This is a genomic window from Pedobacter lusitanus (assembly GCF_040026395.1).
Lineage (GTDB): Bacteria > Bacteroidota > Bacteroidia > Sphingobacteriales > Sphingobacteriaceae > Pedobacter > Pedobacter lusitanus.
In genome coordinates this window covers 5,328,486-5,352,136 of record NZ_CP157278.1, presented here as the reverse complement: position 1 = coordinate 5,352,136, position 23,651 = coordinate 5,328,486, and the positions used below count along the sequence as shown (strand labels likewise).

22 protein-coding genes are annotated in these 23,651 nt (G+C 37.6%); 4 read left to right on the top strand and 18 right to left on the bottom strand.

Translation table 11 applies throughout. The features are described from left to right. Positions 1-6 precede the first annotated feature (6 nt). The 17 genes from PL_RS23035 to PL_RS22955 form a co-directional block, all read right to left on the bottom strand. Positions 7-483 carry a DUF4280 domain-containing protein gene (locus PL_RS23035; protein ID WP_041883113.1) on the bottom strand — a complete coding sequence of 159 codons (477 nt, stop codon included), beginning with the start codon at positions 481-483 and terminating at the stop codon, positions 7-9. 3 nt (positions 484-486) lie between these two features. Beyond that, positions 487-1,485 (bottom strand): hypothetical protein, encoded by a 999-nt coding sequence (locus PL_RS23030; RefSeq protein WP_041883115.1) that lies wholly within the window; start codon positions 1,483-1,485, stop codon positions 487-489. Positions 1,486-1,524: 39 nt separating this feature from the next. Then, positions 1,525-2,466 carry a DUF2931 family protein gene (locus tag PL_RS23025; RefSeq protein ID WP_041883118.1) on the bottom strand — a complete coding sequence of 314 codons (942 nt, stop codon included), beginning with the start codon at positions 2,464-2,466 and terminating at the stop codon, positions 1,525-1,527. A 70-nt stretch (positions 2,467-2,536) separates the two neighbouring features. After that, positions 2,537-4,099: a T6SS phospholipase effector Tle1-like catalytic domain-containing protein gene (locus tag PL_RS23020; RefSeq protein ID WP_041883120.1), complete on the bottom strand. Its 1,563-nt coding sequence runs from the start codon at positions 4,097-4,099 to the stop codon at positions 2,537-2,539. 2 nt (positions 4,100-4,101) lie between these two features. Beyond that, positions 4,102-5,937: a type VI secretion system Vgr family protein gene (locus PL_RS23015; RefSeq protein ID WP_160292121.1), complete on the bottom strand. Its 1,836-nt coding sequence runs from the start codon at positions 5,935-5,937 to the stop codon at positions 4,102-4,104. A 198-nt stretch (positions 5,938-6,135) separates the two neighbouring features. Further along, a complete protein-coding gene (tssD, locus tag PL_RS23010; RefSeq protein ID WP_041883122.1) occupies positions 6,136-6,531 on the bottom strand; it encodes a type VI secretion system tube protein TssD in 396 nt (131 codons plus the stop codon). 110 nt (positions 6,532-6,641) lie between these two features. Then, positions 6,642-7,037 (bottom strand): type VI secretion system tube protein TssD, encoded by a 396-nt coding sequence (tssD, locus tag PL_RS23005; RefSeq protein WP_041883123.1) that lies wholly within the window; start codon positions 7,035-7,037, stop codon positions 6,642-6,644. Positions 7,038-7,247: 210 nt separating this feature from the next. Next, positions 7,248-7,643, bottom strand: a complete 396-nt coding sequence (gene tssD, locus PL_RS23000; RefSeq protein WP_041878824.1) for a type VI secretion system tube protein TssD — start codon at positions 7,641-7,643, stop codon at positions 7,248-7,250. A gap of 36 nt (positions 7,644-7,679) precedes the next feature. Next, complete coding sequence (tssD, locus tag PL_RS22995) at positions 7,680-8,075, bottom strand: type VI secretion system tube protein TssD (protein ID WP_041883125.1); 396 nt, start codon at positions 8,073-8,075, stop codon at positions 7,680-7,682. A gap of 124 nt (positions 8,076-8,199) precedes the next feature. Continuing rightward, positions 8,200-8,769: an NAD(P)H-dependent oxidoreductase gene (locus PL_RS22990; protein ID WP_052496382.1), complete on the bottom strand. Its 570-nt coding sequence runs from the start codon at positions 8,767-8,769 to the stop codon at positions 8,200-8,202. A gap of 166 nt (positions 8,770-8,935) precedes the next feature. Further along, the gene (locus PL_RS22985) at positions 8,936-10,327 is read right to left on the bottom strand and encodes a DUF5458 family protein (protein ID WP_041883126.1); all 1,392 of its coding nucleotides are present in this window, start codon (positions 10,325-10,327) and stop codon (positions 8,936-8,938) included. Between the two features lie 38 nt (positions 10,328-10,365). Further along, positions 10,366-10,812 carry a hypothetical protein gene (locus PL_RS22980; RefSeq protein ID WP_041883128.1) on the bottom strand — a complete coding sequence of 149 codons (447 nt, stop codon included), beginning with the start codon at positions 10,810-10,812 and terminating at the stop codon, positions 10,366-10,368. Positions 10,813-10,886: 74 nt separating this feature from the next. Next, complete coding sequence (locus PL_RS22975; RefSeq protein WP_041883129.1) at positions 10,887-13,403, bottom strand: ATP-dependent Clp protease ATP-binding subunit; 2,517 nt, start codon at positions 13,401-13,403, stop codon at positions 10,887-10,889. Between the two features lie 11 nt (positions 13,404-13,414). Continuing rightward, positions 13,415-15,775, bottom strand: a complete 2,361-nt coding sequence (gene tssR, locus PL_RS22970; RefSeq protein WP_041883131.1) for a type VI secretion system protein TssR domain-containing protein — start codon at positions 15,773-15,775, stop codon at positions 13,415-13,417. Between the two features lie 5 nt (positions 15,776-15,780). After that, positions 15,781-16,731 (bottom strand): PKD domain-containing protein, encoded by a 951-nt coding sequence (locus PL_RS22965; RefSeq protein ID WP_041883132.1) that lies wholly within the window; start codon positions 16,729-16,731, stop codon positions 15,781-15,783. 40 nt (positions 16,732-16,771) lie between these two features. Further along, complete coding sequence (locus PL_RS22960; RefSeq protein ID WP_041883134.1) at positions 16,772-17,269, bottom strand: type VI secretion system transmembrane protein TssO; 498 nt, start codon at positions 17,267-17,269, stop codon at positions 16,772-16,774. A gap of 2 nt (positions 17,270-17,271) precedes the next feature. Continuing rightward, entirely contained in the window at positions 17,272-17,793 is a 522-nt protein-coding gene (locus PL_RS22955) for a type VI secretion system TssO (protein ID WP_041883137.1), read from the bottom strand. Positions 17,794-17,941: 148 nt separating this feature from the next. On the opposite strand from PL_RS22955, the gene PL_RS22950 reads away from it, so the two are divergent. Together PL_RS22950 and PL_RS22945 are read left to right on the top strand one after the other, a co-directional pair. Then, a complete protein-coding gene (locus tag PL_RS22950) occupies positions 17,942-18,376 on the top strand; it encodes a GPW/gp25 family protein (protein WP_348620444.1) in 435 nt (144 codons plus the stop codon). A 273-nt stretch (positions 18,377-18,649) separates the two neighbouring features. After that, a complete protein-coding gene (locus PL_RS22945) occupies positions 18,650-20,503 on the top strand; it encodes a type VI secretion system baseplate subunit TssF (RefSeq protein WP_041883140.1) in 1,854 nt (617 codons plus the stop codon). 18 nt (positions 20,504-20,521) lie between these two features. On the opposite strand, the gene PL_RS22940 is transcribed toward PL_RS22945, so the two are convergent. Further along, entirely contained in the window at positions 20,522-21,460 is a 939-nt protein-coding gene (locus tag PL_RS22940) for a type VI secretion system baseplate subunit TssG (RefSeq protein ID WP_041883141.1), read from the bottom strand. Positions 21,461-21,577: 117 nt separating this feature from the next. On the opposite strand from PL_RS22940, the gene PL_RS22935 reads away from it, so the two are divergent. After that, positions 21,578-22,471 carry a TssN family type VI secretion system protein gene (locus tag PL_RS22935; RefSeq protein WP_041883143.1) on the top strand — a complete coding sequence of 298 codons (894 nt, stop codon included), beginning with the start codon at positions 21,578-21,580 and terminating at the stop codon, positions 22,469-22,471. A gap of 10 nt (positions 22,472-22,481) precedes the next feature. Then, positions 22,482-23,639, top strand: coding sequence for a hypothetical protein (locus PL_RS22930; protein ID WP_041883145.1), 1,158 nt, complete (start codon positions 22,482-22,484; stop codon positions 23,637-23,639). Positions 23,640-23,651 lie beyond the last annotated feature (12 nt).

The following is a 23,651-nucleotide window of genomic DNA, read 5'->3' as shown; positions in this document are numbered from 1 at the left end:
TGTGTTTTAGGCTAAGATGATTCCTTCTGCTGTTAATTTCGGTTGATGAAGAGTCCTGGGATCAATTCCAGGATTCAAAGCCTTTTGTACTTTAGGGTTAGCCTGCTTCATTTGTTTCTTACTGGCTTCAGCAGATTGTCCGTGTTTCAAGACAATAATACAATCAGGACCTCCTATCGGACAGGTCGCTTTGCTGTCTTCCACTAAAACTTTGCCACCGTTGGTTAAGGTCGCCTTTTCATAAAACCCCTTCCATTCTGTCACTATAGCATTACATGGTTTACCCAGCTGCTTTGCACAACTGCCAAAACTATTGTTATTGAAAGTCTGGCCAATATCTTTGGTACTGGCAATCAGTTTAGTGCTGCCATCTTTATCATTAGCATACTCTTTTTTCTGGCTTAACACTTTTAACTGATCGGGTGCAGATCCAAAATTACATTGACACATTGCCCCTTGAACAAGGATATATTTTTCTGCCATAACTTAACCAAATAATGTTTTCATAAATTTAGAGAACCCACCAGGCGAACTATCTTCTTTCTCTTTAGTTACTGATGCATTTGCCAGAAGTTCTTCTGATTGCCGGTCTGCATCAGATAATTCGTACATACTGATACTAACAGACTCTGTTAGCTGAAGATTTATTTCCCAGTAAACTTCCAGAGCTTCAATACTTTTTGTAACAGCATTCAGAGCATATCTTGCCTTATAACTGGCTTCAACCTTAGGAATTGCTTCATTTTCATAACGCATTGTAGCAAAATCGTCTTGTCTGATCAGATCAGCCGCACTTCTTTCATCAATTGATACACCCTCATGCCGGATTTCCAACTGATCACTATCATTATATAAGGGGTTAACTGTCTGTCTGACTGAGAATGCCAGAGGTGATGAATCTCCTACCAGAGGAAAATAAAGATCCTCTGTCAATTCCAGATCCTGCTGATAGGATTTATATAAGCCTGCAAAGAAAGTTCTGATGACCAGATCCTTTCTGATTGCATTATCAATTCTATCTTCATCATTAATAACCTTTTCCATCTGGGTCAGGTAATTCTCCGTTTCTTCTCCTGTAAAATATTCAAGAATGGATTCCTTTACAGTTTTCCATCGCTGCTGAATAATTTCAATGTTTGCAACAGAGACATATGATCCGGAAAAATCAGCATGTATCTGCAATGGATAAAATACACTTCCTGTTTGCAGGGCAAGCTGTTCAGCCACTGTTTCCGGCAGACAATCATTAATATACAACGGACTGACTCTTTCTATTTCGAAAATCCGCAAATTCTGAGCAATAGTCTTTTTATAGGTAATAGAAATTTCATACTTCAAAACAGTTTCCAAACCATCTGAACTGAAAACCTCACGCAGGCCATAAACCCTTTTAAAAAAAGGAGGTACCAGCTGTAATAGAACAGCGTGGTTTGGAGCAAATGATACCCGTTTATCAGGTAATATAGAGACTGTCTTGTTTTCCATTAATCTAAAAATGTTAACTGAATCTTTGACATTAAGCTGCTATTTATAAAAACTTTGAGTTTTCACCTGTTGAAAAGGAACCTCACTATTCTTTAATTTTAATTTAACCGTTACGTCAGACTTACTTTTATCAATTGTAATAATCAATTCACCCTGCTCGTTGTCTTTTATTTTTGAGAATGTTTCAAAAGCTTCATGCTCATCAAACTTAACCTCCGTTCGCACTTCTCTGTTTTTGTCATCCAGCCAGTAAACGCTAAGTTCTTCGATTACCGCAGAAGGTTTAACTACCATCTTATCAAGATTTTCTCCGAAAACAAAATCTCTTTCCTTGTTAAAATAATCAAGGTCAATTCTTACAACCTTTGCACTACTCCGTATAACAGGTTTCCAGTCATAACGTTTGCGCAAACCAGACCAGTAATCAACAGGAATAGTATGATTTTTAATCTGATCTTTAACAGTATCTGAAAGATCCTTAACAATGTCATTGATATAAGGATCGAAAGATCCGTCCAGATCAGGATAGACTTTCTTCCAATCCAGTTCACCCGCAGGTTTTGCTTTATAATGGCCTATTTCTACCTGTTTATTTCTTTCTCCACTTAACCATAATACAACATCTCCTCCGGGAGCCATACCGACTTTTATCATTGTATATTCTCCTTTTCCTCCTTCAATATCACTAGGATAACCAGCAGCAAAAAGGGAATCTATTTTTTTCGTATCTAATTCAAACCGTCCCTTATAATTCTTTTTTTCAGTAAAAGATATCCAGGTGAGTTCAAGTGTGTGTGGCGCTTCTTTCAATTTATCTCCTGCAATATTCACAGAACCCATTTCTCCCCATCCAATATCCACCGCTCTGCCATCAGGAATATAGATACGGCCTTTATCGCCATAATAAAAATCACCTTTATAAATCTGTATCGGGTAATTCTTTGGAGCACACTCTGTAGGTATCCAATCGTATTTTCTCATCTTATCCTGGCATGAACTAACTGTAAACGAAACAACTAACGACAACAACAAACATATTCTCTTCATATATCTAAGTAGCTCTTTTATTAAAAACATCTCTTTCTCTCTGCCCTTTCTCATTAATATTTGGTTCTTTACCAACTCCATCCCAACTTGAAGAGAAATGAAGGAATTTATTTCTCAACTCATAAAGTACTTCAGCATCTTTTTTTGTCGCGGCATATTTATCAGCTGCATATACTCCATGATCGACCATTCCTTTCAAAGAATTTAATTGCCGGGAATTATTAAACAGCATCGCGGGTGCAGTGTTTAAAACTGCATAAGCCCTTAATCGGTTGTAAACATCTACCAGCGTCCAGTTCGTATTCTTCAGTGGGATTGCAGGTACTTTATAGACGTTATTATTTATTAATGTCTCTTTAAACTGACAAGAAGCTAATCCCAGTTCAAACATTAAATGCAAAGGGATCAGACTATACTTATTTCGGAGCACCCTGCTCCCTTTAAGTTTATAAGGCTGATCATTAGTCATCTGATTTGCTCTATACCAGCCCTGCTCAATCAGTCTGTTTTTTTCATCTTCAATTAATTTTTTCCGATTGATAATGGATAGCATTTCTTCGGCCAGAGAGACTTCTTCAACTTCATTATCTACATAGCTTCCACCTATATCTGAGTGTACACCTGGTAAAGAAATCTCTTTTCCTTTGGTGACTGAAGTTAATTCAAATAATCGGCGATGCTCATCAGCTGCAGTTAAATGAACTATATCAGATGCTTTATTAACTGCATTCAGCTTTAATTCAGTAACATCATTACTATGGACTATACCATAAGCAGAAACGGTATCGAATAAACCCGCAAATCTGATTTTAACGAAGTTCACCTTACGACCGGCTTTCTCCATTTGAAGACCAAAGTGTCCGCGGGCTGGCAGTTCCAACTTATTAACCACGTGATTATCAGCATCAACGAGCTGAGATTCTTTGGCTCCCATTAGTCTTGCCGAATAGGCAGCTTTTGTAATTTCATGTACAAAATTTCTTGCCGCCGCTGCCCCCCTGCTAAAACCAAATACATCAACTGTCAATGTATCGATATTCTTCTGGGTTTTACCCTTAATTACTTTAACAAGGTTTTCACATCCAACTCTTACTTTCCCTCTAACCCCTTTTTCCCCTGTCGCAATTCCCATATCGGTCAGATCATCATACTCATCATTTTCAGTTCCAATTCCTTCAATGTAAATAGAAAAATAAAGACTCTCCTGTTTGTACATCTTTTCCAGGTGATCAACATTTGTTCTGTCATTTTTATAACTCGTATTATCCTGCCAATAGAACTTCCACCCTTCTGATTTATAATGATTATCGGAATTCACATCTAACCTGCTGTCGATATTTTTCCTGTTATTTCCGGTACCGTCAAAAAACATTCCGACAGTGATATTAACAAGATCATCCTTGGTTACTCCTTTTTGAGGTTCACCAAACTTCACCCCCTCGGTTCCTTTTTCATTAATGGTACCAGCCGCAGTAGAATTTATAGTCTTAGCAAAGGAGGTATGCTCCAGCTTCGCAATTTCACTCATACGTCCATTGGACATTTTTATGATATTACCTCTGCTCATAGCTAAAACAGATTACTTTTTTCACCACTGTTATTATGAATTGTCTTTGCAGCATGTTTGGTGATACTTCCCTCTGTACTACTCAGATTGAGTGCACCAGCCGCCGTCTTTGTAATATTAGTTGCTTCACTCTGAAAAGCATCAATAGCTATTTCTGATATATTTGCTGCATTTAGTATATAGTCTGCTCCAATACTGATCTGGCTGTTTACCCCGACCTGCGTGCTCATGTTGTTTCCAGCCATGAATGTAATATCCTTACCGACCTGAACATCCATGTTTTCAGCTACGTTGATCTGCATATTTTTCGAATTCAGTGTCATATTTTCATTCGCTGTAATCGTAATATTATTACCCGCCGTATCTATATGAATGATATTCTTATTGATATCCGTAATCGTAATCCCATGTCCCGACGGTCCATCGTTAAACTCAACCAGGTGTCCGCTTCTGGTTGCAATCCTTTTTAGATGATTAGCATCAGAACCACCTGCTCCGGTAGTGCCATGAAAAATACTTCCCATTACAAAAGGTCTGTCTGGGTCATTATACCTGAATCCCACAATCACCTGATCACCAACTTCCGGTATAAATACATACCCTCTGTTTTTAGAAAAAGGTTCACTCGATCCCGCATCCGGAGTTAACACCCTGATCCAGTCCGTTGTTAAATTATTTTCCTGCCATAACATCTGCACTTTAATCCTTCCTGTTTGCGAAGGATCATTATTATCTGTTACGATCGCTACCTGGGATTCTGCCTGAGGAACACGGACATTGTCTACAGTAAGCACTTCGGTATCTGCAGGAACCCCTTTAAATGAATTGGTATATCTGCTCAGACCATCAATATGATGTGTAATTTCAGTAATTAAAAATTTACTCAGAGAATCCTGATTAAAGACACCCGAATCATCCTTCCGGGAGACATAAACATCAGCAATACAGCCAATATTTAATGCTGTATTGGTACTTTCACCGGTAATATCCGATAAATTGGAAGCCATTGCAGCTTTATGTGTCTGAGCTAGTTTATCCAGCTGACTTTTATTCTCTACCCTGGGTTTAACCGGGTGATTTACATGATTATCAAAAACAGAAGAGGATTGCTGAAACGCATGCTGAGAAAAACCATTTAATCCTTCTACATGACCAGGCGCCTGTGCATCCAGTGTACTGTTTTCTTCAGAACGATAAGAATAGTAAGAGAAACCCATCGGAAGAATACGGACTGACATATTCATGAAATTCAGATTCTGGCCATGTACCAGTTTCACAGATTTCTGATTTGATGGTTTTCCGAAATGCAGCACTCTGCCATCATAATAGAAAAACTCACCATATTCTGAACTCAGCCTGTTGATGAAGCTAAAGTTACTTTCCTTAAACTGGGTTATATATTTCAGTGTTTCTTTATACACTGGTTTTATCGAAAGTTCAATATCGTTACCGGCAATCCCTGAAGTAACCTTTTTCACAATCCCATCCAACTGCATATCACTAAAAGACAGCATATTGCCACCGCTCTCCAGTAAAATAGTTGGAGAATACCCTTTAATAATGAGATCACCTCTTAAACCGTGGCTCTGGGAAAGATTCACTTCGCATACTACCCCTTTAAAAGCTGTACCGCCATGATCAATACTGATGATAAAACTCTTACCAATCCACGATTTAGACTGATCAATTTTAAAAGATCTCGTCTCTTCTATTACATCCTGGTTAATGATGAGTTCAAATTCATGATGACGGTTAAATGCCTGGGTAATCTTAAGAGAATTAAAATGAATAATCTCTTTATCATCAATGTGTATTTCCAGATTAATTTTCTTTTCCATCGTTTGGATGTCTGCGGTTTGAAGATTGATTATATTTTCTATCCTGAATCCAGGTATTATCGTTGCCTCCGCTATAAAAAAATCAACAAAAAAGGCATAGGCCTATCAGGATGATATAGCAGTTAACTTAATAAATTCGCTAAAAATGATTTTATAATTAGGACCATTATACCATGGTATAATGGTCCTAATTACTACTTAAGCTTTTGGCCAGTCGTTAGTATGCTCTGCATTTCCAAGTTTCAGCTTACGGGCAGACAATACAAAACTTAAAGTCATTGGTGTTTTATCATTTACAGCAATCCCTTCATTATATTGAATGATATAACCATCTTCAAATGACAACTCTTTCATTTTTGCATCCTCTTCTCCCTTTTTGAAAGTAATCGTTCCTGACAGAGGTTTATACTGGTTATTAACCATTGATTCAATAACTGATGTATCTTCAGTTGATTCTATCTCCACGTGGATAGTTCCACCATATACACCCGATGATGGACGGCCTTTAGCGTCTACATCTCTATTTAATGAAAAACTGCACTGCAGCACATCGAATTCTTTAGATCCGAGAGTCAATCTGGTTTTGAAAGCCATGATACTAGATTATATTTTATAAATTTTATTAATTGATTAACCGACTTAAGATTAAATATCGTGAATATTTAGCGCTATACTAAAATGATATTGGAATTTTAAGTGTTAAATTATGCTTTAGGCCAGTCATTGGTATGCTCAGCATTCCCCAACTTTAATTTACGGGCCGAGATCTGAAACTTCAATGTCATTGGGTTATCACCCGTAATTCTGATACCTTCGGAATACTTAACGATGTATCCATCCTCAAAATGAACTTCTTTCATTTTCGCATCTTCATCAGATTTTTTGATCAGTAATACACCAGTAAGCGGTTTATACTGATTATTAACCATCGCTTCAACCACAGAAGTATCTTCAGTTGATTCGATTTCTACGTCGATTGTGCCACCATACACTCCGGAAGAAGGTCTTCCTTTTGCATCTACATCACGGTTCAGGGAATAAGCACAATGAAGTACGTCGTACTCCTTGCCCGAAAAGGTTAATCTTGCTTTGAAAGCCATAACTTTAATTTTTGGGTGAAATTTTTTATTAAATACTATATAGGTAATAACAATAAGTTTGCCATGATCAGCAGTCCCCCTAATATGGAGTCAGACTGCATTATTCAGCAAAGCCAATAATTAATTCAGAATTTGTATGCAGAGTGGTACAAATAAAATAAGTCTGCCAGCTGATATAAGCTGCGGCAGACTTATTATTAAAATACCTGTTTAAGCTTTAGGCCAGTCGTTAGTATGTTCGGCATTGCCGATTTTCAACTTACGTGCAGACACGACAAAACTCAACGTCATCGGGGTATTGTCATTTACTGCAATCCCTTCGTTATACTGAATGATGTAACCATCTTCAAAATGCAATTCTTTCATTTTTGCATCTTCTTCACCTTTTTTAAATACAATAGTTCCTGCCTGAGGTTTATATTGGTTGTTAACCATAGACTCGATCACTGAAGTATCTTCAGTAGATTCAATCTCCAGGTGAATAGTTCCACCGTAAACTCCAGAAGAAGGACGCCCTTTTGCATCTACATCTCTGTTTAATGAATAGCTGCACTGCAGCACATCAAATTCTTTCGACCCTAGAGTCAATCTGGTTTTAAAAGCCATGATAATGTTTTTTTAATGTTAAACGGATCTTTACAATTAAGCCTTAGGCCAGTCATTAGTGTGCTCAGCATTTCCCAGTTTTAATTTACGGGCTGAGATCTGGAATTTCAATGTCATCGGATTAGCTCCGGTGATATTAATTCCTTCTGAATACTTAACGATGTATCCATCTTCAAAATGAACCTCCTTCATCTTTGCATCTTCTTCAGATTTTTTGATGAGCAAAGTGCCGGTTAAAGGTTTGTACTGATTGTTTACCATTGCTTCAACAACTGAGGTATCTTCGGTAGATTCGAGTTCAATATCGATTGTTCCACCATACACTCCGGAAGAGGGTCTTCCTTTTGCATCAACATCACGGTTTAGAGAATAGGCACAGTGAAGCACATCGTACTCCTTGCCCGAAAAGTTTAATCTTGCTTTGAAAGCCATAACTTTTTGTTTTAGGGTTATTATTTATAATTACAATGACAATAGCAAATACTTTGCCACTATCATCTTATAATCAACAAGATAAAACAAATTATTCAGATAACCAATAAAAAAGAGTTAAAGCCTATATGATCTTCGAACCAAAGGCCTCCAGTTTCCTTAACCACTTCTTGCTGTACTCGTTATCCAAAGAATACAGCTGTCCTATGGTATTGGTTAATACAGGATGAAAACGACAGTTTTCGAAAACGTTTCTTTTAATAGACAGGTAAGTAATTTTCTTGTCTTGTTTCCAATACTCAAATGTTTCCTGGTCAAGAATAGAGACAATTCTTGCAGATTTACCACTAAAATTATTGTTTATTCCCTGCTGAGCTGCATGAAAAACCTGGTTAGGCATAAACAATCTGTCGAAGAAGCCGGTAATCCGGGTTGGAATAGAAGATAAATATACCGGGCAGAACAACACAACATGGTTTGCCCACATAATTAAGTCAAGTGCACGTTTCAAATCAGGTTCCAGTTCAGTAACCCTGTTATTGAATTGTTTGTTCGAATTAAAGATCAGATCAACAATAGCAATTTCTTTGATATGAGCACCAGCTTCTCTTGCCCCTTTAACATATGCCTGGATCAAATAACTTGTAGCAGCAGTTTTTTCAGGATCACCATTTATGATCAATAGTTGTTTCATTTATTTGCGGGCCTATGTAAAGTTCAGGTGCTAAAATATGAAGAAATTGTTAAGGCAGGAAATGTGAACAGATATATAAAAAAATATCCGGTGCAGATCTTTCCAATCTGCCCGGATATCCTTAAAAATTCTAATATTCAATTGTTTTTCAGCGACAAGTATTTATTTACTGCTGCGCATATTCTGAACTCCAGGTGGTTTCTTCATCCTCGCCTTTTTGCCCGTCAAGTTTTACAACAAAACTTTTTGCAGGAAAATAAGGAGTGATATGAATATCCAGATGGATTTTATCTTTTTGTAATTCATCGCGCTCAAAACGCATAATTTTGAAGCGCTCAATTAAACGGTCAGGTCCCTGAATACCATCTAAGAACTTAACAATCTGTCCGCGCAGATCCTGTTCAGTTTTAGAAGTCCAGTTCTCGAAAGCTCTTCTGTTTAAGAAATCAAAAAGAACCTTGGTTACATAATCAAATACACGTACAACAGAATAAGTCTGTAAACCTATATTATCACCATTAAACAGCGTCTTGGCAGAGAAAGCCATTACCTTTCCATATTCATTTACCATTGGTACCAGACCAATACGCTCTAAATGAGAAATTTCACTCTTCTTAAGATCAAACTTAACCCCGTCCACATCATTGATGGCACCATGTTTTTTACCGGCAGTTACCTGCGACATCAAAGTATAATACATCTTTCCGGCCAATGCAGCAGATCCTGGTACCGTTAAATCATCTTCTTCACCAACCTCACTAACTTTACCTCTGCCAACCAACCAGTTACAAGTCATGATCACATTTGATCTGAAAGCATCACCACCAGTTAAATTAGCCGCTGTAAATAAATCAATTACGTCATCCGGCTGATCCAGATCCGCAAAATCAGTTACCAGCATGGCCTTATTTTCATAAGCTACCTTACCCCATTTCTCCACCACTTTATTAGATCCCATATATCCCGGGATAACCATCAGCGAATAATTTTCGCGTAAATCAAGACGATCGTATTTCTGTTTCAGCTCATCACTTACAAAATCTACAAATCTCGGATTGTCCAGGTCCTTAATCTGATCCATAGAAGCATTTAGCAGCACAACATTTTTTAATTTATCTGCTTCAGTATTCTGATAGAATAAATTAACAGAACGATAAGCCTGCTCAAGTTCTCTGGTACTTTCCAGTGCCGAAGCAATATTTTTATTTAAGTTTTCTTCCGCAGCAAGTAATTTTTCTGTGCTTTTTGTGGTCATAGCAGCTACAGAATCAGAATCTTCCAATACATCAATCCATAACTGGATTTTCTTTTTCAATTCTTCTCTTTCTTTTTTCTTTTCATCTCCTGTCAGAAAGATCTGTTTCCTTGCTTTTCTTTCAGGATTTAAGTTTTGTAAACCATCAACAGTTGCTTCCAATAAATCGAAACCACCAACCCTTGCCAGTTTATCCAAACTCTCCTGGAGCGACAGTTTCCCCTTTTCTTCCTTCTCTGCCGGCTTAAATCCTGCCGCCTGAGAATTCTCCTGTGCTGTTTTTTGTTCTTCTGGAGTTGCCATAATATATTCTTCTAATCTTAACCTATGAATTACCTGATCTATTTATTCTCTTCTAACTCCGCTACGAAATTTTTCAAAGCACTGATAAATGCATGTTTTGTTTCTGCATCATCAAGAGTAGACTTTAAAGTTTTATTTGATTTGAGCTGTTTAATAACATTTAAAGACATTTCGCGCTCAATATTGATGTTATTCAGATGAGTACTCTGGTTAATAATATTTTTCACAGAAAAATCACCAAGATTATTAAAATGAAGAGTTTCAGCAACAGGCATTCCATCCTGTCTTTCAAAACCAACATTAACCTTAGGCTTATAATGATTAAAGACCTCCTGTACAGTTTTTAAACCCTCTACTTTTTCAGGTTTGATCGGTTCATTATCTGTTAATTTTTGTATAAAAAGCGTTTTATTATGGGCGATATCTGCGAACGCTTCCGAAGTATCTATCTTTCTCTCGTTTCCGCCAATTTCATAGTTAAACATAGTATTGATATTTAAGGGTTTAAGATCTATTAATAATAAAAATATTGAAATTAATTTTAAAAAACAGTATTTGCCTATAAATTGTTTTCTAATTCAGTTACAGGACTTTGCTCAATTATTTCCCATTCCAGACGTTCTTCAGTTTCGTGTTTCTTAATTACAATCGTATTGCCTTTCTTTAACTCTCCTGAGATTATATATTTGGAAATCGGTCTTCTTAATTCATTACGGATCACACCGGATAATTGTCTTGCTCCATATTTAGGAGTAAAGCCACTTAGCGCCAGCATTTTTGTGGCCTCTTCTTCAATTTCAAAAGCTATTCCCTGTTTCTGCAGCGCGTCAATCAGGCTTTTCAATTGAATCTCAAATATTCTGACCACATTACTTTCATTGATCGGAGCAAAAGGAACAATTTCAGATAAACGGGCTAAAAACTCAGGCCTGAAATTACGGGCCATAATTTCCATTAACTGCTGTGATGTCGGAATAATTCCCTGCCCCACCTGCTCAGCAATCCACTCACTTCCAATATTAGAAGTAAATAAAATCAGAGAGTTAGAAAAGTCTCCCTCCTTGCCCAGTCTGTCATGCATATGACCTTCATCCAGGATCTGTAGAAAAGTATCAAATACGGATGGATGTGCTTTCTCAATTTCATCAAATAACAAGACCGAATAAGGCTGTTCCCTGATTTTATTAACCAGCATTCCCCCCTCTTCATAGCCTACATATCCTGGAGGCGCTCCATAAAGTAAAGCAGCAGAATGTTCTTCTTTAAATTCAGACATATCAAAACGGATCATTGCCTTCTCATCATTAAATAAGAATTCAGCAATAGATTTTGCAAGTTCCGTTTTTCCTGTTCCGGTAGGCCCCAGTAAGAAGAAAGATCCGATAGGCTGTCCTTTTTTGTTTAATCCGCTTCTGGATTCAAGAATTGCGTCAGATACTGCTTTCAGTGCCTGATCCTGTCCTACCACCCTTCTTTTCAGGAATTGCTCCATATTAAGCAATTTTTCTTTCTCCTGTGCCTGGATTTTCCCTAAAGGAATACCAGTTTTATAAGATACTATAGAAGCAATATCCTGTTTACTTACCTCATCCGATTTACGCTCACTTAAAACTTTCAGTGCATCAAGATTTTTGGCGATATACTGATGATATTCATCAGCAGTTTCAAAAGCCTCCACCTGCGTTTCATCTGTCAGCTGCCCCAGCAATACAGGGCTTACTTTATCCTGAACCTGATTATATAACCATTTATAATCCGTCAGTTCGGTTATTTCATCAATATCAGATAATTCCAGTTCGGCCAGCGTCTGCGTCAGCTCTTCCAGTACTTTATCAGATGTATCATTCATCATCTTGATAGCAGCCATAGAGCGATCCAGTAAATCAAAAGCAGAATCCGGAAGCCTGCGATCCTTCATATACCGTTTTGCCAGTCTTACACATTCAGGAATTGCATCCGGCTGAACTTTCAGCTGATGATGCTCTTCATATTTGACCGTTAATTTTTCCAGCATCTTTATCGCCGAAGCTTCATTAGGTTCATTCACCTGTAAAACCTCAAACCTTCTGCTGAAAGCCTGCTCAGGCTCTATTATTTTACGGTATTCATCAATCGTGGTTGCTCCGATAACAGTAATCTCCCCTCTGGCCAGCTCAGGTTTCAACAAGTTACCTACCCCGCCACCTATCGGGCCTTTATTATCCAGTAAAGTATGGATTTCATCAATGAATAATACCGCCTTATCAAATTGCTTGATTTCTTTTAAGATATTTTTCAGACGATCTTCAATCTCCCCTTTATAAGAAGCACCTGCGATTAAAGAACCCAGATCAAGTTCAAAAAGCTGTACCCCTTTTAATAATTCAGGAACATTATCCGCAATGATATCCTGTGCAAAACCATCAACCAGAGCCGTTTTACCAACCCCGGCATCACCTGTAATAATTACGTTTGGCTTAGTTCTGCGGCAGAGAATCTCCATGATCATCCTTGCCTCTTTATCCCTTCCAATAATCGGATCGGTTTTACCATCTCTGGCAAGCGCAATTCTGTCAATGCAATATTTATGCAGCGCAGTACTACCCACTCCGCCTTTATCTGCTTTTGCAGAACCTGAAACCGGTGCGACAACAGATTGCAGTTCTTCATCTTTCAGGTAAAGATCAAGCAGTTCCTTTTCCTTAATCGGGAATGACTTCAGCTGATCAGGCTTAAATCCGACAGTAGGTTTACACAGCGCTGTAAGAACACAAATAGGAGTAATCAAATCCAGTCCTACCTTAATTCTAACCAGGTCTGCCTCTTCAAAAACTTTCGCAATTTCAGGGCTGCCTTTTACCTCTTCAGCAGAGGCAGAGGCCTTATCCAATTCTTCAATTCTTACTTCAGCCCATTCGCTGATATATTCTTCATCTTTTCCTATAGACGATAAAAAGCCTCTCAATCCAACCTCCTTATGCATTAAACCTTTTAAAAGGTGAGCAGCAGTAAATTCAGGATTACGATACTCTTTAGCGAGGGATTGCGCAACCCTGATCGCTAATTTTACTGATTCACTAATGTTTGTAACACTCATAATAGTTGATATTAAGGGTTTTCTTTCACTGCATTTTCATTTGCAGCGGCCTGCACAAAATTCTTTTCCGTGATATAGTAATAAGTTTTTCCATTGGAATTAAACTGCTGACCAATCTGTGTTCCTCTTTTGATCTGCTCACTTGAACTGATCAGGAATTTCAGATAAGCTTCAAAATCTGCCTGCGGCATTTTACTCTGGCTTTTTAAATCAGCTACCGTATACTTCTTAAGCAATTCATTCGAAACAGGTAGGCCCGTTACAGTTTTGATATATTTAGCCAGCGTCATTGTTCTGATATTCCCTTTAGAAATATCTATATCCAGTAAATTACGCAGAATATTAAAATAATTCTTCTGTAATTTTTTTCTGAACGATGATTGATCCGGCTGAAGATTTTGTCCGATCATTAATGAAAATATATCACTGATCTGCTTATACTCCATTGTATTTAATATCAATGCATACTGCAGCAGATCCTTATTCTTTGATACAATATCATCATGCACCGAAGAAGTGATAAAATATTTAAATCCGTTATGCGGCATTTTATCCGCTACATCATCACCAACAGGAGCAACAAGTCTGCTTTCCACAACCGGAGATAGATTTTTACGTTCAATACCTGTTAATCTGAAAGCACTGTCCAATGAGCTGATCTGGCTATTGATATCCTGGTCAGTTTCCTTAAAGAAACGGCGCATGGCGATATTCATAGACTCATTAGAATTTACCGAACCTTTGGTAGGGAACACAACCCCACCCTGGATTAAGCTGTTTTTAGGATAATCAAGGTAATAAGAAATTGAATCCAGCTGACTGGTATTATAAGCCTGTGTATTATTCAGTCCTTCACCTTTAACCAGGAATCTTTTCTTTTTATCCGCAGAATAAACTGCAGATTCAGAAACCAGTTTTTTAGATTGTAATACAAAATTATTAAACAGCTGATCATAATCACTATACAGTTGAATAGCCAGTAATCTTGCATCAGCACGGGCAAATTCTTCAGTAAGCTGAGTTAACCGGTAAGCAGAAGACGTTTCATTTCCTGTACTTCCAATTAAGACAATCAGGTTAGTTTCATTTTTATGATTTTTCAATAGATTCAGACCTGCTTTTACCCCGTCAAAAACAGGTTCTGCAGTAATTCGTCCATTGAATCTTTCAGTCCTTTTAGCTTCAGTAGACAGGAAACCCATTAATTTTCTGTAATCAGGAGATACACCAGGAGTACTTAAAGTTCCGGCAGCTTCATTTCTGTAAACCACCGCACCATAACTTACCTTATGTTTTTTGCCATAATCATTAAAGATATTTTCGAAGGATTGGATCGTATTGGTTAATCCCGAAAAATATCTTGACATCGGACTACCACCATCCACTACAAAAATCACGTTGATCTGATGAATATTCTTTCTTAGATCAAGATAAGTCAGATAACTTAAAGTAGATCCGTTAATCGTAATCAGCTTATTATTTGATTTATTATAAACATCACTCGCTACCCCTAAGGTAAAGTTTCCTGCGCCATCATCATTAATAACAGGAGCACTTCTCAGGATAATATCATTTGCAGATAAAAGCGGGTCCATATGTACTCCGCTTAACGCCAGGGAAACTGAATCACTCTGATCGTAAGAATCAATCTGTTTAGGGGTAATATATAATCTGTCTCCCCAGTTATGAACAGCATCAGTAGCTATCCAGCCATAAATACTTTTCTTTGCGCTGTCAGTAACCAGCTGATCTTCATTTCCGATCAGATATTTCTTACCATCTTCAGATTTCTTAAAGATATAGCTGATCTCATGCAATCTTACTTTAGCAACTTTCTTTTTAAGTTCAGGAGAACTGTATACAAAGGCCGAGTCCGTGTTATCATAATAAAACTTCGATTCAGTCATCGGCACTTTACCACTGATAATTGCAATAGATTTTTCCGGGTAACCAGATTTCTGATTAGAATATGATCTTTGCCATAACAGCATTTTTGATTTCGGAATCCAGCCATAACTGATGGCACTTTTCTTATCGGTGATTTTTCTTCCCCTGATCATTCCAGCCTTGTACTTAATTAGTTTTAAATACCCGTTTTCATCTTTAGAAACATAAAAAGGTTCCATAAAGTTCAGCTTCTTCATAATCAGACTTCCGCCTGGTGCAGTGGTCGTATAATTTTCATCTCTGTCAGAGAAAACAATCCATGGCAAACTTGTTTTACCACCATCATCACTTAAATTTGTCGTCGCAGAAGGCCTGGCATAAGCCTTAGGCATATATTTCACTTTTTTCCCAAATGCCGCAGGCGACTGTGCCATTACAAAAGCAGTTTGGGCAATGAGTATAGAGAGGGATATAATTCTTTTCATATGGTTTATTTTTTTACTGTATTGGCCGAATGTTGTTTGATGTTTACCAGAGTTGCGCAGGTAGAATTAGGACTGATGGTCAATTGTGCTTCATCAACGACAATTTCACCTCCGAAAGTCAGTCCCATACAGTAAGAATAAAAATCACTCGATTTTTTAACCCCATCCTGATCTACAGCAACAGTAACCTTTTCATTGTTACACATATACCTGCGAATCAGATAATAATAGTTTGTATTAAAGTCTGCTCCGTTAGCAATTGCCTGCAAACGGGCTCTGATATCATCAATAACTTTACGTTCACCCTCACCTGGTACAACTATATCAGCGTCCAGCTCCGCATTTGGATCAGTAATAAAAATAGTATGATAAATAGGTCTGTGGCTCCTGTCAGTAGTTAATTTAACCATGAATTTACCAGGAGTATGGAAAGTGTATAAAGCAGTTCTCCCCTTCACGTCTACCCTGCCTGTTTCTCCAAAAGACCATTCAAACTGATTGGCTTTTCCTTCAGCCTCTACCCTGACCTCTTCATTAACCACGCCCGATGTAGGCCCGCTAATAGTAACCATCGTATCCAGTGCAGCAATAACGGTATCTCTTACTGTAACCGGAAACTGTTCCTTTAATTCTCCGTCAACTGTTAATCTGATAATATAAGATCCTGATTTACTATAACGGTAGCTACCATTCTGACTATTTGATTTTGCTCCGTTACCAAATTCCCAGACCCATTTTTTTGCACTTCTGGTATTATCAGTGAATACAAGATCTTCGTTCAGGTACATTTCGTCTTTTAAGATCCTTGCATCAACAGTACGTTTATCAAAGAAAGAACTCTTAAGCAGAAAGATCAGTGCTGCAATAATCAGGATAGCAATAAAAATATACAGGAAGATAAATCCCTGCGAATTACTGCTCACTGATTTTCCATTATTAGTAGTAGTGTCGGCCATATGTTTATTTTTTGGTTTGATTTAATTCTTAATACGCTGGTTATCTCGGGTTCGGTTGGCTACCCATGGTTTGCCTTAACTGGCGTGTAGATAACTTGCAATCTTCAAGCGATTTGTTCAATCTGTCTGTATCCTTATTATTTCCTTTCAGCTCTCTTCTGTTGTAAAACAAATCGCTGTAAAGCTGAGAGGCCTGCAGAAAGGTTTTATAGCGCAGATCGTAGGCTTTCCTTTCATAATTCGATTTAATGGAAGCCATAGAGTTTTTGATGTCATTTTCCAGAAAGACTGCCTGTACGCCTGGATCAAAAGTTATGATATCTTTATAAGTGGTATCAATTGTAGCCCTTTGTTCTTTAACGGTGGCCTCAAATTCTGCATTTTGTTCCAGTTTATCAGCAAGGTCCTGTTTGGAAACGACTCTGCCATTACCATAATCATAGAACAGACCAAAACTCAATAATGCGGTAGTAAACAAAAATATACCGATAAAAAAAAGGAACTGGTCTCTTCGTTCTTTAATACTTAGTTTAATCATAATTACCTGTTAAATCTTCCCCCTCTTATCTTTTTCGCCGCAGTGCTGTTGGTTTTAAAACATGCGTCAAGTTGTGTTTTCAGATTTTCTATCTGAAATCTGGTTGTGAAAAGCGAATCCTGTATACCCGCCATCTGCGAGATATCATCGGTCATTTTCTTATATAAAAGAAAACTGCTCACTGTTGAGTTCTCTTTTTTAATAATCTCTTTGATCTTGAAATTTGTATTCTGTATATCTTCAAGCATGATTGCCTGATTGTTCATCTCTTCAGAATTAATGGAAGTATATCTGGCGAGCTGTTTAAACCTTAAAAGGATCATATCAAACCTGGTATTGATATCTTTTCTTTTAGCCAGAAGCTGTTCGGTTTGTTTCACCTCTTTTTCCAGCAACTCATATTCAAACTTTGAAGCAGCAAAAAACAGATAAACGCAGAGGACGGCGAAAACAGTAAGGAAGATAAAATTAAAAATGAACAGCCGATACGACTTGTTCAGTTCCTGAGCGTTTATGGGTTTCATTAGTAAATGGTTAGATTCGGGAGCTGTAAAATTTTAATTATAATAACATGTTTGTTAAATTGTATAACCTTATATATCCAATTTATAAATTCTGGACGTAATATTGATTAACCATTTACCAATTATTGTTCCACTTAAGCATTATTGAATGTCAGATTTCTTATACAACAAGCCATTTCGATTAAAAAACATTCTCGAAAACAAAGACCTGGCAGAGACAGATCTGGGTAAATCCATCTCTCAGAATATCGAATTAATTATTTTCACCAGGTTTGGAGAACACAGACATAATAAGAATTTCGGATGCGAAATATGGGACCTGGACTTCGAATTAATAGTTAGTGAGACTACATGGGAAGAAAAGTTCAGACAGTCTTTATTGAGATCTATAACCGAATATGAACGCCGTTTATACCAGGTTGAAGTGGAAATAAAGATGACTGAGGTCGAGAAAAAATTTTCCCTGAGGAACGTGACTGAAATCAAGAAAAAAGTTGACATTTCGATCTGGGGTAAAATGAATATTACAGGGGAGAAATATTATTTTAACACAGGCTTATTCTTAAGTCCACTTTCAAGTTAACATTAGTGTTCTATTTTAAGGAAACTATGAACTAATTTATATACAGCACTATACATAACAAATCCGTTACAATGAGATAAAGCGGGTATAACAAATGCAATCTGCAATTAAATTAATTAAGTCTGTCCCAACAATCAGACACCAGATCATACACAATTCAGATGAAACCGCCATTCTTCATAGTAGCTTCATCACCTTTAAAAATATAAACACGCCGATGAAACCGCCATTCTTCATGGTAGCTTCATCACCTTTAAAAATATAAACACGCCGATGAAAAACATATTTTACTCCTCCAAAGACGAAATAAGAAATAGAATTTTAAAAAATGCACTCGACTATTGGGGTATAAAAAACACGAATGATTTTGATCCGCTGGTTAAACTACTCATTGAAGCACTAAGTACTGAACTTTTCAATGTCTCTAACGATGTGAAAAATCTGGAAAACAGAATTCTGGATCGCATTTCCCGTATTCTGGCTTCTGACACCTTAACAACAGCACTTCCCGCACACGCTATCCTGCATGCGAGGGCCATAGAACCCATGGAAATACTCCATACAAAAAGCCAGTTCTTTTTCAGAAAGAGACTTAAAGATAAAACTGAAAATAGCGGAGAAAACACATCAGACATATTCTTCAGCCCTTTACGCCCGGTTAAAATATATCATTCAGAAATTACTTATCTGGTTAATGGAGGGAATATCTTCAAGGTTGACGGTCAGCACAATAAATCATTGCATAGCCATAGTGAGACAGGAAACAGTCTTGATCCGAATACCCTGTATATTGGTATCGAGAACCCGCCTTTACTAGCCCAGCTGCCAGGTTTGAGTTTCTATTTTGACTGGCGCAATTACGTTGTAAACGATAGCGTCTATGATCTTCTGGGTTTATCCAAATGGTTTTTAAACGACTTACCAGTTAATCTCTCATTGAACCAGTTCTATATACAGCCAGAAAAGAATATTCAATCTCCTTTTGAGAATCAGGATGTTTTAAATCTGATCACAGACGATGTAAGTGCCTTTTATGCTAACAGATTCCTTACCATAGACCAGGAGAATATATTCCCTCAGGAATCCTATCTGCAGCTCTATCCAAAAGAATTTGAGACGATATTCCAGGCAAATGGACTAAACAGCTTCAAAAAACCTGTACTCTGGCTAAAAGTGGTCTTCCCTGCAGCAATTACAGAAGTTATGCTGGATGAGTTACATGTTTCCATCAATGCATTCCCGGTTGTTAATAAAAGAATCCATGATTTTAAGCACCGGCTGAAAATGATGACTAACATTATGCCCATCAAATTGCTGGATCACGATCAGTTCTTATGCGTGGAGTCTCTGACAGATAAAGCGGGAAACTCCTATTCAGAAATTCCGCACAGTCAGGACGACGATGCCAATGCAGGCTCATTTTCAATTCGTTACGGAGGATCAGAACGTTTTGACAACAGAAATGCAAAAGAAATAGTAGACTACCTGTTTGAATTACTGAGAGATGAAAAAGCAGCATTCTCGGCCTATGGTTCAGACTTTTTAAACAGCTCTTTAAAAGAGCTGGAACAGAACATATCCATTATAGAACAAAAAACCAAAGCTCAGTTAATTACCATTAAAGAACTACTGAACTATATCATTGTCAAACCATTGAATAACGCAGACATTCTTTTTCTGGAATTCTGGTCAACCAATGCCGAAATAGGAAATCAGATCAAATCAGGCAGTCATTTACAATCGTTTGAAAGCAGTAAAACCATCCCGGAGAGTCTCTTTCTGTTAAGTAATTCAAAAGGCGGAAGATCCAGATTAAATGCGACAAACAGGGTTCAGGCCTATAAATACGGCCTGACTACAGGTAACAGGTTAGTCACGCAATCAGACATTATTAATTTCTGCTTCTTTGAATTAGGCAACAAAATCAAGACAGTAAATATCAGGAAAGGGCTGATACCTGCGCTGAATCCGAAAGAAGGATTTCTTAAAACTACCGATATCATCATTACTCCTGCTCAGCAGAACGGATTAAATGAAGAAGAGTGGAAATCAATGCTGAGTCTGACAAAATCGAAACTGGAAATCCGTAGTACCATGAATATACATTACAGACTTTTGCTGGGTTAATAGATTTAATCCAGCCAGTTAAAGATAGACAGTGTAGCCTAAATAGGAATTAGGACTTTCTTCCCCCAGTGACCCTACCTGATTTTGTCTGTTGGCGACCAGATTTGTAGTCACTTCAGTTTCAACAGGTACCAGGTAAGACACCGCAAGATCTATCAGATGTGCATGCGCAGTGCCCGGCATAAAGTTGACCAGTTTTTTAATATCAGCAGGTCCTACATTGATAAACACCTGTTCCTCATCACTTAAAAAGCTGCTGCCAATAATAGAATTTATCCCCAGTGCTCCTGACCCCAGTCTGAACTGAAGGCTGTCATCAATTGGCAGAGGCTTTACGTTTGTGCTTTTCAATACGGCCTCAACAGGTACTTTAAACAATACGGTCAGCAGTTGTCCAAGAAATTTAAGGTCGTTACGTTTCTGATGGATGACAGGCAGAAAATGCATCCAGATTATGCTTTGTTCCTTATCAAGCAGTTCAAATTCTTTCCATCCGGCAGCAAAAATATTTGTCAGATCATTATACGTTGTTCTTTTGTCCAGTCTGTTCTCATAAATCTGTAATACAGTTTTAAGATAATTGACTTCTGCTTCAAAGGGCATAAAAAATTTCCGGGCATCTTTCTCTTCCGTCCTTCTCAGCTGTACATCCTCGACCATTTCTTCTTCAGACATGCCTGCACTACCAGTTGGCGGCGTATGAAATAAACCTTCGGGCAACATATCATAAAAGCCCTCCTGATTAACTTCTATATTCAGGCAATCCTTACGTTTACTATCAGAATAATAAAATGAATAATTACCAATGTCCTTTGCGTAGGCCCTTTGTTTTGCACCTATAGGAAGAACTGCAATCTGATCAGAGTGAAAATCGCCGTTCTCAATAAGTTCTGCAACTTTTGTGATAGCTTCAAAATCAGTATTGAGATCATTCCTTAAATGCAGTCTCTGTTTCATATATTTATTTACGGTATAATTAAACTAATATACACTAATAACTATACCATTCTTATATTGAAAGATTTAAGGTATTATATTTGTTAACAGTTAAACAAAAACATCAAGTACAATTTAATGGACGTTCAATCATTCTTTATCCGATATTTATTATTCCCACTAATTTTTATTGTATCCGCAGCTTTACTCTCAATTGTAAATAAGAAAAATCAGTTTCTTAATAACAAAAGATTGATTATTGGCATACTGGTATTAAGTTTAGTACTAGCCCTGCCTGGTTTTCTTGGATTCCTGAGCTTTGATTTTATGCCCTGGGGTTACATTATCTGTCAGATCTATTATGTGATCACAGGCATCTGGTTTGTTTACCTGTTCACTAAAAAATATCCCAAAGAATTACTCGAAAGAAAGTTATTTATCATATTTGGTATACTGGTAGGTTCACTGCTTAGTTTTTATTTGTTTCAGCTGGCCTTCAACTGGCTTAGTGATATACACTTTGGCATATGGGCAGCAACCAGCATCCTGACCTTTATTATCCCTTTGCTGTTCTGGTGGGCTTATGTAGCACTGATCAGCATTCCCACAGAAATTTATAAGATCTGGCAATATCCTTCAAGCCCGATTAACATAGACATGGATCACCTGGATTTTGACCGTATGCTGGTACTGGAACTGGAATTATATAAAAACACAGATGATCCTGAACCTTTGCGTGTAAAAGCCAAGGCGCCGGAAAACATGATATTTGGTAACTGGTTCTACAAATTCATTGAAGATTATAACCTGAAATTCCCAAAGAGTCCTGTTAAATATATCAGTGATGATCATGAGTCATTCAAATGGATATTTTTTATCAAGACCTCTTTTTTCAAAAAGAATATTTTCATCGATCCTGACCATGATATTATCACAAACAGGATTACAGAAAAAGTTACCATTTATGCCAAAAGAGTGTCTGAAAACGCAAACAGACCAGAAACAATCGGAGACGAATCTATTTTCATCTAATTAGACTATTATGATTTCACCATTAAAATACAAACCCGTTAACTGGGTGGATGGAATGAAACTATCCAGCAGCCATTTTGTTGCTACCGATCAGTTTAACCAGGATTTCGTGAGAGATGCCAGCTCGATATCTTTAAATAATTTCAACTATGGCCTTCTCCCTCCTTTTTCCGGTGAGCGCGTATCACACGATATAGAGATTACTGAAAAGGCTACCAATCACATCGAAATTAAGGTGAGACATTGTAATGCCATTACTGCCGAGGGATGCAGAATCGATATTCCAAACACTTCAAACTATGACAACCTGCTTTCTTACAGCCAGTTTTTCAGCAATGAAAACACCGACTATTCTAAAGTTACGGTTTATAATATCTTATTACTGGTAAATCCTTTTGAGAGAGTACCATCAGGGACTCCTGATCCGCAGGATAATCCTCCCAGATATCCTGACATTTCAAAAAAATACAGTATTTCAATCCTTCCTGCTTCAGAAATGACGCCCAATTCAGCTGATAACTATCATTTGACAATCGGGCAGTTTGTTCTGGAGAATGGCCGGATCTCTATCAACACCAGTTATATCCCGCCAAGCAGCTCTATCATCAGTCATCCGGTACTGATCAGGTATTATGAATTATTCAGCACCCTGATTAATGACCTGCAGCTGGCTGCTTTTAAAATCATAGACAAAACTTCTGCTAAGGATTCAATTACTCCTCTGGGAAAAAACATCCGCTTATTATCAGAGAAATTACTCGATTATATTGCTCAGATCTTTTTCAATTACAGGAATCTGGGATATCAGCAGTCACCAGTTCATATCGTTGGTTACTGTTCAAACCTGGCTCATGTATTTTTCACAGGTATCAAACTGATTGAACCCCGTGAAAGAGAAGAAATGCTTAAATATTTCTATGAGTGGCGTGACGTAACTCCCGGAAACTTTGAAGAGCTTCTGGCCCGTAATATTGAAATGATTTACGATCATCAGAATATCCATGCATCGATGTCTGCCATTGAAGAATTTTTAAAAGTAATGGTAGCGCTATGGAATAAACTAAGTATGCTGGAGTACATTGGTCAGCGCAAAGAAAATATCGTTGTTGCAGAGCAGCAAATGGTGCAGCAGGTACAAACCAAAAGAACCTGGACCTTACTGGATTAGACAAAAGAGACT

Coding starts and splice junctions, on each gene's coding strand:
- PL_RS23015 (WP_160292121.1), bottom strand. CDS start 5,937: ATGGAAAAGAAAATTAATCTGGAAATACACATTGATGATAAAGAGATT.
- tssD (WP_041883123.1), bottom strand. CDS start 7,037: ATGGCTTTCAAAGCAAGATTAACCTTTTCGGGCAAGGAGTACGACGTA.
- PL_RS22980 (WP_041883128.1), bottom strand. CDS start 10,812: ATGTTTAACTATGAAATTGGCGGAAACGAGAGAAAGATAGATACTTCG.
- PL_RS22940 (WP_041883141.1), bottom strand. CDS start 21,460: ATGAAACAGAGACTGCATTTAAGGAATGATCTCAATACTGATTTTGAA.
- tssD (WP_041883122.1), bottom strand. CDS start 6,531: ATGGCTTTCAAAACCAGATTGACTCTCGGATCTAAAGAATTCGATGTG.
- PL_RS23030 (WP_041883115.1), bottom strand. CDS start 1,485: ATGGAAAACAAGACAGTCTCTATATTACCTGATAAACGGGTATCATTT.
- PL_RS22950 (WP_348620444.1), top strand. CDS start 17,942: ATGTCAGATTTCTTATACAACAAGCCATTTCGATTAAAAAACATTCTC.
- PL_RS22960 (WP_041883134.1), bottom strand. CDS start 17,269: ATGATTAAACTAAGTATTAAAGAACGAAGAGACCAGTTCCTTTTTTTT.
- PL_RS22930 (WP_041883145.1), top strand. CDS start 22,482: ATGATTTCACCATTAAAATACAAACCCGTTAACTGGGTGGATGGAATG.
- tssD (WP_041883125.1), bottom strand. CDS start 8,075: ATGGCTTTCAAAGCAAGATTAAACTTTTCGGGCAAGGAGTACGATGTG.
- tssR (WP_041883131.1), bottom strand. CDS start 15,775: ATGAAAAGAATTATATCCCTCTCTATACTCATTGCCCAAACTGCTTTT.
- PL_RS22990 (WP_052496382.1), bottom strand. CDS start 8,769: ATGAAACAACTATTGATCATAAATGGTGATCCTGAAAAAACTGCTGCT.
- PL_RS22985 (WP_041883126.1), bottom strand. CDS start 10,327: ATGGCAACTCCAGAAGAACAAAAAACAGCACAGGAGAATTCTCAGGCG.
- PL_RS23025 (WP_041883118.1), bottom strand. CDS start 2,466: ATGAGAAAATACGATTGGATACCTACAGAGTGTGCTCCAAAGAATTAC.
- PL_RS22935 (WP_041883143.1), top strand. CDS start 21,578: ATGGACGTTCAATCATTCTTTATCCGATATTTATTATTCCCACTAATT.
- PL_RS22965 (WP_041883132.1), bottom strand. CDS start 16,731: ATGGCCGACACTACTACTAATAATGGAAAATCAGTGAGCAGTAATTCG.
- PL_RS23020 (WP_041883120.1), bottom strand. CDS start 4,099: ATGAGCAGAGGTAATATCATAAAAATGTCCAATGGACGTATGAGTGAA.
- PL_RS22945 (WP_041883140.1), top strand. CDS start 18,650: ATGAAAAACATATTTTACTCCTCCAAAGACGAAATAAGAAATAGAATT.
- PL_RS22955 (WP_041883137.1), bottom strand. CDS start 17,793: ATGAAACCCATAAACGCTCAGGAACTGAACAAGTCGTATCGGCTGTTC.
- PL_RS22975 (WP_041883129.1), bottom strand. CDS start 13,403: ATGAGTGTTACAAACATTAGTGAATCAGTAAAATTAGCGATCAGGGTT.
- PL_RS23035 (WP_041883113.1), bottom strand. CDS start 483: ATGGCAGAAAAATATATCCTTGTTCAAGGGGCAATGTGTCAATGTAAT.
- tssD (WP_041878824.1), bottom strand. CDS start 7,643: ATGGCTTTTAAAACCAGATTGACTCTAGGGTCGAAAGAATTTGATGTG.